This window comes from Streptomyces sp. NPDC005263 (assembly GCF_042872365.1).
Lineage (GTDB): Bacteria > Actinomycetota > Actinomycetes > Streptomycetales > Streptomycetaceae > Streptomyces.
On record NZ_JBIAKJ010000013.1, the window covers coordinates 74564 to 89265 of the forward strand.

Annotated in this window: 13 protein-coding genes and 1 pseudogene; 5 read left to right on the top strand and 9 right to left on the bottom strand. The window is 71.8% G+C overall.

What is annotated here, in order from left to right:
• Positions 1-198: 198 nt before the first annotated feature.
• A pseudogene (locus ACFYRY_RS38760) lies at positions 199-450 on the top strand (MarR family winged helix-turn-helix transcriptional regulator); the annotation flags it as partial.
• Between the two features lie 172 nt (positions 451-622).
• The gene (locus ACFYRY_RS38765; protein WP_389156889.1) at positions 623-1480 is read left to right on the top strand and encodes an esterase/lipase family protein; all 858 of its coding nucleotides are present in this window, start codon (positions 623-625) and stop codon (positions 1478-1480) included.
• A gap of 45 nt (positions 1481-1525) precedes the next feature.
• Here ACFYRY_RS38765 and ACFYRY_RS38770 read toward each other — a convergent pair whose 3' ends face one another.
• Positions 1526-1657 (bottom strand): hypothetical protein, encoded by a 132-nt coding sequence (locus ACFYRY_RS38770; protein ID WP_389156891.1) that lies wholly within the window; start codon positions 1655-1657, stop codon positions 1526-1528.
• Between the two features lie 140 nt (positions 1658-1797).
• On the opposite strand from ACFYRY_RS38770, the gene ACFYRY_RS38775 reads away from it, so the two are divergent.
• Positions 1798-2427 carry a class I SAM-dependent methyltransferase gene (locus ACFYRY_RS38775; protein ID WP_389156894.1) on the top strand — a complete coding sequence of 210 codons (630 nt, stop codon included), beginning with the start codon at positions 1798-1800 and terminating at the stop codon, positions 2425-2427.
• A 69-nt stretch (positions 2428-2496) separates the two neighbouring features.
• On the opposite strand, the gene ACFYRY_RS38780 is transcribed toward ACFYRY_RS38775, so the two are convergent.
• Both ACFYRY_RS38780 and ACFYRY_RS38785 read right to left on the bottom strand, forming a co-directional pair.
• Positions 2497-2997, bottom strand: a complete 501-nt coding sequence (locus ACFYRY_RS38780) for a DUF402 domain-containing protein (protein WP_389156897.1) — start codon at positions 2995-2997, stop codon at positions 2497-2499.
• The gene (locus ACFYRY_RS38785; protein ID WP_389156900.1) at positions 2978-3907 is read right to left on the bottom strand and encodes a GNAT family N-acetyltransferase; all 930 of its coding nucleotides are present in this window, start codon (positions 3905-3907) and stop codon (positions 2978-2980) included. The genes ACFYRY_RS38780 and ACFYRY_RS38785 overlap by 20 nt, the downstream gene beginning before the upstream one ends.
• Positions 3908-3979: 72 nt before the next feature.
• Between ACFYRY_RS38785 and ACFYRY_RS38790 the strand changes: the two genes are divergently transcribed.
• Entirely contained in the window at positions 3980-4351 is a 372-nt protein-coding gene (locus tag ACFYRY_RS38790) for a GntR family transcriptional regulator (RefSeq protein WP_389156903.1), read from the top strand.
• 25 nt (positions 4352-4376) lie between these two features.
• Here ACFYRY_RS38790 and ACFYRY_RS38795 read toward each other — a convergent pair whose 3' ends face one another.
• Together ACFYRY_RS38795 and ACFYRY_RS38800 are read right to left on the bottom strand one after the other, a co-directional pair.
• Complete coding sequence (locus ACFYRY_RS38795; RefSeq protein WP_389156906.1) at positions 4377-5129, bottom strand: DUF72 domain-containing protein; 753 nt, start codon at positions 5127-5129, stop codon at positions 4377-4379.
• Between the two features lie 21 nt (positions 5130-5150).
• Complete coding sequence (locus ACFYRY_RS38800) at positions 5151-6245, bottom strand: DUF5925 domain-containing protein (protein WP_389156909.1); 1095 nt, start codon at positions 6243-6245, stop codon at positions 5151-5153.
• A 227-nt stretch (positions 6246-6472) separates the two neighbouring features.
• Between ACFYRY_RS38800 and ACFYRY_RS38805 the strand changes: the two genes are divergently transcribed.
• A complete protein-coding gene (locus ACFYRY_RS38805) occupies positions 6473-7903 on the top strand; it encodes a xylan 1,4-beta-xylosidase (protein WP_389156912.1) in 1431 nt (476 codons plus the stop codon).
• A 21-nt stretch (positions 7904-7924) separates the two neighbouring features.
• Here ACFYRY_RS38805 and ACFYRY_RS38810 read toward each other — a convergent pair whose 3' ends face one another.
• The 4 genes from ACFYRY_RS38810 to ACFYRY_RS38825 are packed head-to-tail and all read right to left on the bottom strand — an operon-like array spanning position 7925 to position 14441.
• A complete protein-coding gene (locus ACFYRY_RS38810; RefSeq protein ID WP_389156915.1) occupies positions 7925-11827 on the bottom strand; it encodes a lipopolysaccharide biosynthesis protein in 3903 nt (1300 codons plus the stop codon).
• A complete protein-coding gene (locus ACFYRY_RS38815) occupies positions 11820-12620 on the bottom strand; it encodes a polysaccharide deacetylase family protein (protein ID WP_389156918.1) in 801 nt (266 codons plus the stop codon). Before ACFYRY_RS38815 ends, ACFYRY_RS38810 begins: the two co-directional genes overlap by 8 nt.
• Positions 12613-13623 carry a glycosyltransferase family 2 protein gene (locus tag ACFYRY_RS38820; RefSeq protein ID WP_389156920.1) on the bottom strand — a complete coding sequence of 337 codons (1011 nt, stop codon included), beginning with the start codon at positions 13621-13623 and terminating at the stop codon, positions 12613-12615. Before ACFYRY_RS38820 ends, ACFYRY_RS38815 begins: the two co-directional genes overlap by 8 nt.
• Entirely contained in the window at positions 13620-14441 is an 822-nt protein-coding gene (locus ACFYRY_RS38825) for a glycosyltransferase family 2 protein (RefSeq protein WP_389156923.1), read from the bottom strand. Before ACFYRY_RS38825 ends, ACFYRY_RS38820 begins: the two co-directional genes overlap by 4 nt.
• Positions 14442-14702: the final 261 nt, after the last annotated feature.

Genomic DNA, 14702 nt, shown 5'->3' on the forward strand with positions numbered 1-14702 from the left:
TTGGACGCACTCTCGATGCAGGGCCGGTCAAGACCGTCCGCGGCCACCGGCTGTCCGACCGCGGCGGGCCTGGAGCAGGACGCCGCTGGTGTTCAGGCGGAAGCGGGCCATGGGAACGCTGACGCCGGCTGCTGCTGCAAGGGTCGCAGCGTCTGCTCCGGTGTACGCGTGGCGGAGCAGAAGCTGACGGGGGAGTAGCAGGCCGCCAGCCAGCTCGTCGACGAGATCGTGCGCAAGGGGTACGCCGAGCGCCGGCCGCACCCGGAGGACGCCCGGGCCCGACTGGTCGTGCTGACCGGGCGGGGGTGGGCCTGTACCCGTGCGGCGGAGGAGGCGGCGGCGGAGGTCGTCGGGGCGTGGGCCGGGCTGCTCGGGGAGGGTGAAGTGCGCGCGCTGCGTGACCGACTGGGGCGCATCGCTCCCCACGGTCCCGTCAGACCCACCTGGTGAGTGTTCATCAGCGGTGTCAGGCGTCGACGGTTATCACTGGAAGTTTTTACTGACGCGTAACTTCACAAGTGCACTACTCGCTCGTAACTTGACGAGTGAACAGCATTCTTGTGATCCGGATCACAGGGCGTAGAGCCGTCGCAACTCCCTTGAGCCGCAAGGAGATCACTCGATGCTGCCCTGGAAACGAGTGCTCAGACCCCTGACCGCGTTGCTGCTGACCGCCGCGGCCGCCGTCGTCCCCGTCACCGCCCAGGCGGCCGTCGCCCCCAGCTCCGGCTGGAACGACTACTCCTGCAAGCCGTCCGCCGCCCACCCCCGGCCCGTCGTCCTCGTGCACGGCACCTTCGCGAACTCCGTCGACAACTGGCTGACCCTCGCGCCGTACCTGGAGAACCGCGGCTACTGCGTCTTCTCGTTCGACTACGGCCGGCTATCCGGCGTTCCGCTCTTCTACGGCCTCGCTCCCATAGCCAGCTCGGCCGAGCAGTTGAAGGCGTACGTCGACAGGGTGCTCGCGGCGACCGGTGCCGACGAGACCGACATCGTCGGCCACTCGCAGGGCGGCATGATGCCCCGCTACTACCTCAAATTCCTCGGCGGAGCAGCCAAGGTGAACGCCCTCGTCGGCATCGCGCCCTCCAACCACGGCACCACGCTCTCCGGGCTCACCGAACTGCTGCCGTACTTCCCCGGCATCGCGGACCTGCTCACCACCCATACCCCCGCCCTCGCCGACCAGGTGGTCGGCTCCGCCTTCCTCAGCAGGCTCAACGCGGGCGGCGACACCGTGCCCGGCGTCCGCTACACGGTCCTCGCCAGCACCTACGACGAGGTGGTCACGCCGTACCGCAGCCAGTTCCTGAGCGGATCCGGCGTGCGCAACGTGCTGCTCCAGGACCTGTGCCCGGTGGACCTGTCCGAGCATGTGGCGATCGGACTGTTCGACCGGATCGCCTTCCACGAGGTGGCCAACGCGCTGGACCCGGCCCACGCCGAGCCCACCACCTGCGCGTCGGCGTTCAGCTGACCCGCTGACCGTCGAGGAAGCGGCTGGACCGGGGTGCCTGGGGTCTCACGCGTCCGGCCACCAGGTGCGTGCGATGTCCTTGCGGACCTCCGGGCGTCCCGCGGGGCGCTCGTCAGCCTCCTCGCGGACTCGGGAGCCCGTCTTCTTCAGGGGCTTCTGCACGGTCATACGGCGCATGGCTGCCTCCTCCAGGGGCTACCGGGTTCCGCGTTTTCACGGAGGTAGACCTGTGCAGGGAGAGTCACTCATCGGTTGCCGGTCTGTCAGTGGCCGCTGTCACCATTCGAGTGTCAGTGGCGCGTGTCACTCTTGGGCCCATGACGAACCAGAGTGGTGCCCCGACCCCGGCCATGACCTCGACGGATGTCGACTGGGACGCGCAGGCCGAGTCCTTCGACGACGAACCGGACCACGGCCTGCGCGACCCGGAGGTGCGCCGCGCCTGGGCCGGGCGGCTGCGGGACTGGCTGCCCGGCGATCCCGCCGACATCCTCGATCTCGGCTGCGGCACCGGCAGTCTGTCGCTCCTCGCGTCCGAGCAGGGACACCACGTCACCGGGGTGGACGGGTCCCCGAACATGGTGGCCCTCGCCCGCACCAAGCTCGCCGGGCGGGACGCCGTGTTCCTCGTCGGCGACGCGGCACAGCCGCCGGTGGGGGAGGACCGCTTCGACGTGGTGCTGGTCCGGCATGTGCTGTGGGCGCTGCCCGACCCCGGCCGGGCCCTGCGGCACTGGCGGGAGCTGCTGCGCCCCGGAGGGCGGCTGGTGCTGGTCGAGGGCGTGTGGGGCACGGTCCACCCGGTCGGCATACCCGCCGACCGGCTCACCGCCCTGCTCGCCCCGCTCGGCGGCCGGGTGCGCGTGGAGGGGCTCTCGGACGACCCGCGGCTGTGGGGGAAGGACGTGGACGACGAGCGGTACGCGGCGGTGGCGACGGTGGGGTGAGGGGGCGGGGGGCGAGACCTCGGGGGTGAGACCTCAAAGGGGAACCCCGCCAGGGTCTTCCGTGCCTTCCTAGCCGAGCAGCGCGGTGAGGCGGCCCTCGCGGGCCAGTGCCTCCAGCTCGTCGAGCGCGGCCACGGCGGCGGACGCCGCACCGGGGTCCCGGTCCGCCAGACCGCTCTCGGCGAACTCGTCCTCGTCCAGCCGGCGTACGTCCGAGCCGTCGCCGGAGACCCACAGGTCCAGGTCGAGGTCCTCGACGACGAGCTCGGCGCCGGAGAACACGGCCGGGCGGGTGATGTCGCAGTACCAGCCCTTCCGTACGCCGGCCCCGTCGCGGACCTCCTTCACGGCGTACCAGCGGTCACGCCAGTAGTGCTCGGTGAAGACGTCGCCCGGCTCGAAGCGGACGAAGCCGAAGTCGCGGACGACCTCACCGGCCCAGGGGGCGCGGACCGCGATCCGGGTGCCGTCGTCGTCGAGGAGTTCCGCCTCGTAACGGATCTTCGTGCGGCCCGCCTTGACGAGGACCACCTCCACCACACGCGCCGCTTCAGCCGAGTTCGCGGACATAACGCCTCTCCGTCGCACAGATCTCATAACCGAACCACTTGTTGATCGCGATCATCGGTTCGTTGCCGGTGTCGTTGCCCGTGAACGCCTCGGTGAGCCCCGCGGCACGGGCGCGGTGCAGGGAGTCGGTCTTGGCGAGCTTGGCCAGGCCGCGGCCGCGGAAGGCGCGGGCGGTGCCGGTCATGACGGTGCCGTAGCGGGTGCCGCCGTCCGTGCGGGCCGCGCTGAAGGCGACCGGGACGCCGTCGGCCACGGCGACCGAGGTCAGCTCGGGGCTGAACAGGGGGTGGTTCCAGGTGTCCGCCAGCCAGGCCTCGTAATCGGTGAACTCGTAGGCGATGTCGCTGGGTTCGTCCGACATCGTCTCCGAGTCCAGCGCGAACAGCGGGCGGGGGTCGTCGGCGAAGTCGGCGCCCGTACGCAGCTCGACTCCCGGCGGCGGGTCCTGGAGCGGCGGCAGGGTGCCGTGCGCCAGGTCCAGGCGCAGGAAGTGGGCGGAACGGCTGCCGCGATAGCCGTGCCGTTCGGCGAAGGCACGGTTGCCGGGCTCGTCCAGGACCCAGGCGAACAGCTTCGTCGCCCCCAGGCCGGCCAGGTACTCCTCGGCGGCGCGCACCAGCCGGGAGCCGGCGCCGCGGCCGGTGCGCTCCGGGTGCACGTACACGTTGACGTAGCCCTGGCCCGGTTCCGGGCTGTCGTGCACGATCCCGACCTGGGCCGTGCCGATCACCTCCCCGTCCTCCTGAGCGACCAGGGGCCGGTAGTGGGAGTCGGGATGGGCGTGGGCGAGGTCGTAGGCCAGGGAGTCCGGCGTGACGAGATAGAACGGGAGGGCGAGGTGGCGGACGCGGGCGAAGCCCTCGAAGTCGGCCTGGACCCCTGGACGGAGGCCGCGCACAGTCATGGTCATATGGGCGCACGCTACGGGGGAGATGCGTACCGGTGCCTCTCATTTTCGCCCGGGTGCGGGACAATCGCCTGCGTGACCTTGAAGATCCACGTCGATGACAGCGCCCCGCCGTACGAGCAGGTGCGGGCGCAGATCTCCGAGCAGGCGCGCTCGGGAGTACTGCCGGTGGGCTACCGGCTGCCGACCGTCCGCGGGCTGGCCGAGTCGCTCGGCCTGGCCGCGAACACGGTCGCCAAGGCGTACCGGGCGCTGGAGGCGGACGGGGTGATCGAGACGCGGGGGCGCAACGGAACGTATGTCGCCGCCGCGGGCTCGGCGGCGGAACGCGAGGCGGCGTCGGCCGCCCAGGCGTACGTCGAACGGGTCCGGCGTCTGGGGCTGGACGAGAACGCGGCGCTTGTCGCGGTACGGGACGCCCTGCGGGCGGCTTACCGGGCGGGGTGAGCGGGGCGTCGCCGTGGAGGCAAGGTCACGGTGTGCGCGTGGGGGGAAGCCCCGCCCTGTCGGCTGCCCTTGCGAAGACCACCGCGTCCTTCACCGCCGCCGCGTTCGGGTCGTTGTTGAAGAACGCGAACACGTCCTCGCCCTCGGACCAGGTGTCCGCGATCCGCTCGGCCCAGGTCTTCAGGGACTGCCGGCCGTAGCGGGGCCAGGCCCGGGCGCGGCCGACGTGGAAGCGGACGTAGCCCCAGTCGGTGGTGCGCCACAGCGGGGTCGCCGGCCGGGAGCGGACGTCGGCCCAGCACAGGGCGGCACCGCGGGCCTCCAGCACCCCGCGCACCTCGGGCGTCCACCACGAGTCGTGGCGCGGTTCGACCGCGGCCCTCGTGCCGGCCGGGAAGCAGGACAGGCAGGTGTCCAGCAGCCCCGCGTCCGCGCGCAGCGTCGGTGGCAGCTGGAGCAGGACCGGACCGAGCCGGTCACCGAGGCCCGCCGCGTGGCTCATCAGACGACGCACCGGCTCCTCGGGCTCCCGCAGCCGTTTGATGTGGGTCAGATAGCGGCTGGCCTTCACCGCGACCACGAAGTCCGGCGGAGTGCGCTCCCGCCAGGCCTCGAAGGTCTCCCGGGACGGCAGCCGGTAGAAGGCGTTGTTGATCTCGACGGTCGCGAAACGCGCCGCGTACTCCTCCAGCCACAGCCGCGTGGGACACCCGGCCGGGTAGAGCACACCCCGCCAGTCCTTGTACTGCCACCCCGACGTGCCGACGAACAGGGTCATACCCCCATCAAAGCACGTGCCCTACAGGTACAGCCCCGCATCCGTCCCCGGCCGGGGCTCCGGCAGCGACGTCGGGGAGGTGCCCCGCCGCAGCGCGTACAGCTCCGCCAGTGTCGCGCCCTCGCGGCCCACGCCCTCCTCGTCGCCCAGCCAGCTCACGGCCTCCCGGCGGGTCAGCGGGCCCACCTCGATACGGGCCAGACAGCGGCCCGGGCGGACCACGGCCGGGTGCAGGCGCTCCAGGTCCTCGTTGGTCGTCACACCGACCAGGACGTTACGGCCCTGGCCCAGCAGACCGTCGGTGAGGTTGAGGAGCCGGGACAGCGCCTGACCGGCGGTGTGCTTGGCCTCGCCGCGGATCAGTTCGTCGCAGTCCTCAAGGAGCAGCAGCCGCCAGCGGCCCTTGCCCGTGCTGTCGTCCTCCCCGATCGCGATGTCCATCAGATAGCCCACGTCGCTGAACAGCCGCTCGGGGTCCAGCACGCAGTCCACCTGGCACCACTCCCGCCAGGACCGCGCCAGCGTCCGCAGCGCCGACGTCTTGCCGGTGCCCGGCGGGCCGTGCAGGAGCAGCAGCCGGCCGGCGATGTCCTCCGGGGTGGTCCCCATCAGGACGTCCATCGCGTCCGCGACCGGCGCGGTGTAGTTGGCCCGCACCTCGTCCCAGGTGCCCGCTGAGATCTGCCGCGTGGTGCGGTGCGGGCCGCGCCTGGGGGAGACGTACCAGAAGCCCATCGTCACGTTCTCCGGCTGCGGCTCGGGCTCGTCCGCCGCGCCGTCGGTGGCCTGGTCGAGGACCTTCTGGGCGAGTTCCGCGGTGGTCGCCGTGACCGTGACGTCCGCGCCCCGGTTCCAGCGGGAGACCAGCAGGGTCCAGCCGTCGCCCTCGGCCAGCGTCGCGCTGCGGTCGTCGTCGCGGGCGATGCGCAGCACCCGGGCGTCGGGGGGCAGCAGGGTCGCCCCGGAGCGCACGCGGTCGATGTTGGACGCGTGCGAGTACGGCTGCTCGCCCGTCGCGAAGCGACCGAGGAACAGCGCGTCGACGACGTCGGACGGCGAGTCGCTGTCGTCGACGTTGAGCCGGATCGGCAGAGCGTCGTGTGGGTTGGCAGACATGCCCGCCATGATCCGGCACGTTCGGGTCTCGTGCACCCGCTTTCCGTACTGCACCGGAGTGCACCTGCCGTGCCGTCAGCCACCGGCCGCGTCCTCGGCACACCCCGGTGGCGTCGGTGTCGCGTGCCTGCGGCGCGCCCCCTGCGTCTCGGCGTCCGTCCTGTTACAGAGCTGTGCGGCTACGACCTCTGCCCCGCCGGGTGTCCGGCCCGTTACCGTTGCCCTCGATGGGACGTCATGGGTGGAATTCGGGGGCCGGGCGGTGGCGGTTCACCGCGCTGCTCGGTGTGGGGCTGGCCGCGCTGGCCCTGGTCGTGACACTGCTCAACACGTTTCCCGGGGACGGCGGCGGCACCGAGGGCACCTCGCGCGACGGCGACAGGGTGCACGGCACGCCGAGCGCTCCCGCCGGTCCGTCGAAGCCCGAGGTGGGCTGGGGCTTCACGCACACCCAGTTCAGCGCCGACGAGGGGCCCGGCGCCGCCACCCGGCGAGTCGAGGACCTGCTGTCGAAGACCGGGGGCCTGCCGCAGAACCAGCACATCATGGGCTGGGGCGCCGACAACCCCGAACCGGTGAAGGGCCGTTACGACTTCGGGTCCCTGGACCGCCGGGTCGACTTCATGCGTGCATCCGGGGCCACCCCGGTGATCACCCTGTGCTGCTCCCCGGACTGGATGAAGGGCGGCGAGGCAGGCGTCGACAACACGAACTGGAGCCAGGCCGCCCTGGAGACCGCGCCGACGGCCGACCACTACCAGGACTTCGCCAACCTGGCCGTGACCGTCGCCAAGCGCTATCCCGACGTACGCCACTTCGTCGTCTGGAACGAGTTCAAGGGCTTCTGGAACGACGCCGAGGCCCGCTGGGACTACGAGGGCTACACCAAGCTCTACAACCTGGTCTACAAGGCTCTCAAGGGTGTCGACAAGGACATCGAGGTCGGTGGGCCGTACCTGGTGATGGACAGCGTCGACCCGCGCGCGGAGGACGCCTCGGCCACCTTCAAGGGGCCCTGGGGCGCGATGGACCAGCGGATCCTCGACGCCTTCGCCTACTGGAACCGGCACAAGGTGGGCGCGGACTTCGTGGTCGTCGACGGCTCCAGCTACACCAACGACGACGAGTTGCTGCCCGACGAGTTCGCGGCCACGGACAAGTTCACCGCGGTGGGGAAGTGGGTGCGGGCCCGCACCGGAGGCCTGCCGCTGTGGTGGGCCGAGTACTACGTCGAACCCGCCGACGCCAAGGACGAACGCGACGGCTGGTCCGAGACCCGCCGGGTCGCCGTCCAGGCCGCCGGGATGATCGCCATGGTCAAGGGCGGTGCCTCCTCCGGCTTCTACTGGAACCCGGAGAGGGAGACCGGCACCGACTGCCCCGGCTGTCTGTGGACCCCGACCGACCGGGGCGGCGGCGGTGCGAAGCTCCCCCTGTACGACCTGGTCTCCCGCTTCGGGGCTCAGTTCCCGCCCGGTACCGCCTACCGGACGGTGTCCGTCGCCACGGACGACGTGCCCAACGTGCGGGTCCTGGCGACCGACACGGTGGCCCTGGTGGTCAACACCCTCGACCGGTCGATCAGCGCCAAGGTCGACGGCAGGCGGTTCACGATGCAGGCGTACGAGGTGAAGTGGCTCGACCGTCGGGCCGACTGAGCCGCTTCACCCCGGGGCGCCCTACTTCATCGTCAGGAACCGCTGGACCAGCGCCGCGAACAGCACCGCCAGCAGCGGCAGCGAGAACCAGAAGCTGCCCTGCAGCCACCGCAGCTGCCGCACACTAGGCCGCACCGCGACCCGCACGACCTCCCGTGCCGTCAGCAGCACGATCAGCGCGAGCGCCGCGAGCGCCCCGACGACCGACCACGGCGTCCACGTCACCTGCGGCCCGATCGGGCCCGGATCCGCGGCGGGGACCTTGCCCTCGGGCTGTTCGCGCAGCGTGTACATCGTCACGTCGTCGTTGACGAGGACCTTCCGCAGCTCCTTGCGCTGGTCCAGGTTCCCGACCAGCCGCGGTTCCCAGCTGTCCGCATAGCCCACGTCCAGCTGGAGATAGACGACCTGACTGCGGTTGATCATCAGGTACGAGTTCGGGCCCGAGTCCTTCAGTGCCTTGACCAGGCCCGACACCAGCACCGGGTCGGGCGGCGCCAACGTGGGCACGTACTGGACCTTCTCCATGTCCCGGGCGCCCCACGGCATCGCCGGCGTCACGTTGGTCACCGTGTCATTGCTCAGCCACAGCAGCCGTACCGTCGGATCGTCATGGGCGTACACGTAGTCCATGGCCGCGACCTCGCCGGGCCGGATCCGTTCGAACGGCTCGTTGCCCCACCGCGCCACCAGGAAACCGCCCATGAGGACCAGCCCCGCCAGCAGCGCGGCCAGCGGGGCGAGGCTCGCCCGGTCCTTGTCGCGTTCCCCGGTGGTGACGCCGGTGCGCGGGAACAAGGCGAGTCCGGCGAGCAGGGCCGAGCCGGGCAGGGCGAACATGAAGACCCGCAGCGCCATCTCACCGCCGTACGACTGCATGCCGAAGCCCAGGAACGGCACGAAGGTGAGGACCAGCAGGGACCGTTCGCGGTAGTGGTGCCGGCGTCGGCGCCACCAGCCCCAGCAGGCGAAGGCCATCACCCCGCCGGCCAGCAGCACCCGCACGTACAGCACCAGCTTGTGCGTCGAACTGCCGCCCTGGATCCGGCCGGACACCGACGACGACACGTTGCTGCCGACCCCGCCCACCCCGCCGAACAGGTCGTCGAAGTGCCCGGACCAGTACGGCTCGGCCATGAAGCCCACCCAGGCCGCCACCAGAACCCCGAACAGGATGGGCAGGCCGCGCAGTTCGCTGCGGCCGACCAGGACGAGCACCGCGAGCACGCCCAGCATCACGAACGGGGTGAGCTGGTGGGCCGGGACGCTCGCCGCGAACAGGCCGATCACGATCATCAGCAGTACGGCCCGCTGCCGCCGGTCGGCCGGCTCGACCTCGATCTCGCCCGGGCGCCGCTTCGCCCAGATCACGCCCGGGGCCCGGAACCAGACGAGCAGGATGGCCACGAACACCAGGTACAGCAGATACGTGAAGCCCTGCGGGGAGAAGTAGTCCTGCCCCACCCAGCCGCTGAGCACGAAGACCCAGATACCGGTCCACTTGGCCCGCCAGCTCGCCCGCATCGAACGCACCAGCAGGAACATCGGGGCCAGGTAGAGGAGTTGGATGGCGGTCGGCCACCAGCGGATGACCTCGGTGAGGTCGCTGACCCCGCACGCCTTCGTGACGAACGCGGCCACCGCGAAGAAGCCCGGCCAGCTCCAGCGCGCGTCCAGGTCGGGCACGGCGGACCCGGTCCGGTCGATGTAGTCGATGAACCCGAGGTGCTGCCAGGCCGTCGCGAACCGCGGTTCCGTCTCGATCACGGCGGGCAGCGCGTGCAGGGAGACGACGGTCGCCAGCAGCGTCAGCAGCAGCAGCGCCCGGTGCTCGCGCCCGAGCCACAGCAGCGACGCGAACACCACGACCAGCAGCGCGGCCCCGACCAGGGTGGGCAGGGGCAGCACGGAGATCAGCCCGAGCCCGCCCATCTCGTCCAGGTCGGCCTCGCCGAGCCGCAGTGCGGGCACCCAGTACAGGAGCAGCGCGGCGGTCAGCAAAATGCCCCGGACCACCCCGACGCGGGTGGGCAGCAGCCTGCGCGCGGGCGGCGGTGCCGCTGCGGACCCAGGCGCCTGAGCGGCCACGGCCGTCTTCGCCCCCGCGACCGCGCCCACGACCGCCCCGGCGTCTCCCGCGGTGTCCTCCCGCGGCTCGAACGGGGCGTCCACCTCGGCCTCGGCCTGAGCCGGCCCCAGTGACGCCTCGGCCTCGGCCTGAGCCGGCCCCAGTGACGCCTCGGCCTCGGCCTGAGCCGGCCCCAGTGACGCCTCGGAGCCCGGCTCCCTCACCTCGACGGGCAGCCCCAGCTCGGGCCCCCGCGCCCAGGTCGGCCTTCGGTCCTCGGGGGGCGTGGCCGTGCCTGCGGGCGGTGTGCCGGGGCCCGGGCGGACGTCCGGCCGGCGTTCCACGTGGTCGAAGTCGACGTGGATACCGAGAGCCAGGGTGTCCTGGTCGAGCGCCCAGCCGGGCCCGCGCCGCGGTGCTCCGGACGGAGCGGGGACCTCGCGCGTCCCCAGGTCGGCGAGGTCCCCGTCCGGCGCCGCGTCCTCGGGCAGTTCGCCGGACCCGGCCCGGACGGTCCGGTACAGCTTGGGCGCGGCGATCGCCACGATCACCGTGAGCGAGGAGATCTCCGCGACGCCCGCGCCGGTCAGGCCCATGCGGGGCAGCAGCAGCAGTGTCAGACCGAGCACCAGCACACACAACAGGCCCTGCATCCAGGCCAGTCCGGCGGTGCGGCTCTGCGCCCGCAGCACCGCGAAGTACGTCTCCATGACGACCCGCAGCACCGCGCCGACCGCGAACCAGCGCAGCAGCGGGGTGGCCGCGTCCGCGTAGCCCGCGCCGAACACCCCGAGGATCCAGGGCGCCCCGACGAACAGGGTCCCGGCCACCGGCAGCATGATCCGGGCCATCCGTCTGAGCGCGGCCCGGGTGTTGGAGGCCAGCCGGTGCGGGTCGTGCGAGCCCTCCACGGTCAGCGAGGCGCCCATGTTGATGGCCAGCAGGTTGACCGTGCCGCCGATCGTGGTGGTGATGTAGAAGTACGCGTTGTCCTCGGAGCTCACCTGCGAGGCGATGATCACGGGGACCAGGTAGACCACGGCCAGCGAGAACAGCGATCCGGTGTAGTCGCCCGCCAGGAACCGCCCGATCTCCCTCAGCGTCGGCGGCCGCGCGTGCTCGTCGGTGGCCTCGATGTGCCGGGGCGTCAGCCGCCGGAACACCAGCCAGCCCAGCGGCAGCACGGAGAACGCGATCGCCGCGACCCACGACACGAACACGCCCGACGTCGGGAGGGCCACCGCGAACGCGACCAGCAGCCCCAGTTTCACCGCGGAGAACACGGTGTTGCCGACCGGCACCCACAGCGCGCTGCGCAGCCCCGTCAGCACCCCGTCCTGCAACGTCAGCAGCGACCAGGCGACGACGGCCACCACGAAGCCGAGCCCGTTGAGGGGCCCGTGCAGGAAGCGGTACGACGGCCCCCACAGGTTCAGGGTGAGCAGGAACACCAGCGCGGCAACCGCCACGACCACCGAACTGCCCACGTACGTCCGCAGCACGAGCCGCCCGGTGGCCCGGCCCGCGACCGGGATGAAGCGGGCCAGCGCACCGGTCAGGGTCACCGCCGTCAGGCCCGCGAGCAGCTTCATCGCGGCGATCGCGGCGGAGCCCTGACCGACCGCCGACTCGGAGTAGTAGCGGGCGGCGGCCAGCCAGAAGCCGAGGCCGAGCACCGCGGAGATGCCGGTGTTCAGCATCAGCGCGTAGGCGTTGCGGAACAGCTGATTGCCCCCCGGCGACCGGCCGAGGCCGGGCAGCCGGAGCCGGCGCCCCGACCGCTCGGGCGCCCCGGTCGCGGGCGAGGTGTCCTTGGGCGTGGTGTCCTCGGGCGTGGTCGTGGTCGTGTCAGACACGGGAACGGATGGCCTTCCGGCGGACCTGGCGTGCTCTGCGGACCAGGGCGTACCCCTTGGTGAGGGCACGGTCCCCGGCGAAGACGCGGGCGATCGCGCGACCCTGGACGAGCCGCTCGAACTCCTCGATGCCGGTGCTGCGGCGCACGGTGACCCGCCGCAGGGCGTACGGCCCCTGCCGCCGGTGGGCCAGCCCGTTACCGACGGCGAGCGCCTGGCCGTACCCCGTCTCCCGCACCGCCTGCCGCACCCGGCGGCTGGAGTAGCCGTAAGGGTAGGCGAACGAGGCCGGGACCGTGCCGAGTTCGTCGGCGATGATCTCCTTGCAGTGGATCAGCTCGTGGCGCAGCGTGGCGTCGTCGAGCTGGTCGAGCTGCGGATGGGTGTGACTGTGTCCGCCGATCTCCACCCGGTGCGCGGCGAGTTCGCGGATCTGGTCCCAGTCCAGCATGGTGTCGAGGCCGCCCCCGGTGTCGTACGCGCCGCGGATCCAGCCGGTGGAGACGAACAGGGTGGCCGCGAAGCCGTGCCCCGCGAGCACCGGCAGGGCGTGCCGGTGCACGCCCTCGTAGCCGTCGTCGAAGGTGATCAGGACGGGCCGGGCGGGCAGCGGGCGTCCGGAGCGCCACCCCGCGGCGAGGGCGGCGGTGTCGACAGGGGTGAACCCCAGCTCGCCGATCACGGCCAGCTGCTCGGCGAAGGCGTCCGGGGTCACCGACAACTCCCGGGTGGCGTCGTTCGGTTCGGCCGCGATCGCGTGGTACATGAGGATCGGCACCGGCGCCTCAGCCATCCGCTTCCCCCTCGATCCCGCCGCCGATCCCGGCCACCGAGAAGGTGGTGGTGCCGCGGCGTGCCCGCACGCTGCCCACCACATATCCGCCCGCCGCCGTCAGCACCCCGGCGACGATCGCGCCCGCGCGGCCCGCGCCGCCCGGACGGGCCAGCACGGCGTCCCGCAGACCGCGCGCCACCCCGGCCGGCAGTACCCGGGTCGCGTACCGGCGCTCCGACTCAAGTCCCTTGTCCGTCCCCACACTCCGGGCCACCAGCGCCTTCGACAGGCCCTCGGCGTACGCCCGCGTCCGGAAGTACCGGAAGTGCTCACGCGCCTCGGGCACCCGGTGATGGATCACCGCACGGTCGTCGATCAGCAGGATCGCCTCCGGTCTCGCCCGGGTCAGCCGGATGCACAGCTCGGTCTCCTCGCAGCCCAGCGGCCGCTTGTCGCCGTCGCGTCCGATGCCGGTGGCGAAGCCGCCCGCCGAGTCGAAGGCACTGCGACGGAAGGAGGCGTTGCCGCCGAGGACGTTGCGCACCCGCACCCGGCCCGGGGGCAGTCCCCGGTACGTGCAGCCGACCACCCAGTCGAACTCCTCCGGGAACCAGGCCGGCCGGCGGCCCGACGCCCAGATCGGCACGGTCCGGCCGCCGACGGCCAGCACCCGCGGATCGGCGTAGCCCGCGGCGAAGTGCCGCAGCCAGTCCCGCTCGGCCACGGCGTCGTCGTCCAGGAACGCCACGACCTCGCCGTGCGCCGCGGCGATCCCGGTGTTGCGGCCGGCGGACAGGCCGCGGGGGCCCGCGTTGGCAAGCACCCGCACCTCCCCGCTCTGCTGCGGCTCCTTGTACTCCTTGGCCAGCCGCTCCAGGAGAGCCGCGTTGTGGTCGACGACGAGGAGTGTCTCCCGTGCGGGATGCGATTGCGCCCGTACCGAGGCGACCGCCGCGAGGATGTCCTCCCAGCGGTCCTCGGTGTAGACGCAGATCACCACGGAGATGGCGGGACCGCTCAAGACGCCTCTCCCCGGACCGAGTCGAGCAGCGGGGAGTGCTGCGGCCGGCGCCGCAGCGCCCGCCGGTTGGAGCGCTCGCTCAGGATCACCTTGAGCACCCTGAGCCCGTCCCGCACGGCCCGCAGATTACTGGTGCCGTGGATGCGGAGGTACTCGTGGCTCGGTATCTCCTGCACCTTCAGCCCGGCCTTCACCACCCGGATGTTCATCAGGGTCTCGACCTCGAAGCCGGTGCAGTCCAGCTCGATCTTGTCGAGGCAGTGCCGCCAGAACGCGTTGTAGCCGTAGCACAGGTCCGTGTACCGGGCGCCGAACTTGCGGTTGACCGCCGTGCACAGCGCCCAGTTGCCGAGCTTGCGGATGAAGGTCATGTCGTCGGTGCCGCCGCCGTTGGCGAACCTGGACCCCTTGGCGAAGTCCGCGCCCGACACGAGGGCGGAGACGTAGCTGACGATCTCGTTGCCGTCGGCCGAGCCGTCCGCGTCGACCATCACGATGATGTCGCCGGTGGCGGCCTGGAACCCGGTGGTCAGCGCGTCGCCCTTGCCCTTGCCGCGCTGTTCGACCACCTTGACGTCCGGCCACAGCGAGCGGGCCACGTCGACGGTGTCGTCGGTGGAGTTGCCGTCCACCAGGACCACTTCGTGTATCCAGGCCGGAAGGGTCTTGAAGACATAGGGGAGATTCTCCGCCTCGTTCATGGCGGGAATCACCACGCTCACCGGTGGCGTGATCGCCAGGTGAGAGGAGATCGGACGGTACATACCGGCCGTTGACGGATCTTTGCCCGTACTGGCCGGGCGCAGAACTGAGCTCATGGGTCTGGTCCCTCTCGTCCGGTGGACCGCCCGCCCCTGGGCAGCCCGGTTCTTTGTCCGGTTCGAAAGGGGGGTTCTCACCCGGGGCATGCCGGAAGCGATCTCCGTGCGTGCCGGGTGAGCTGGCAAAGCTGGCCGGCCCCGGAGAACGGCAGCCGGTCGCGCGGCACGGCTCGGTCACCACTGCGGTCACCGAGCACGGCACCCCCCTACCGCGCCCCGCGCCGGATTCCATCGCGGACCTGAGCCCTCCCCTGGAGC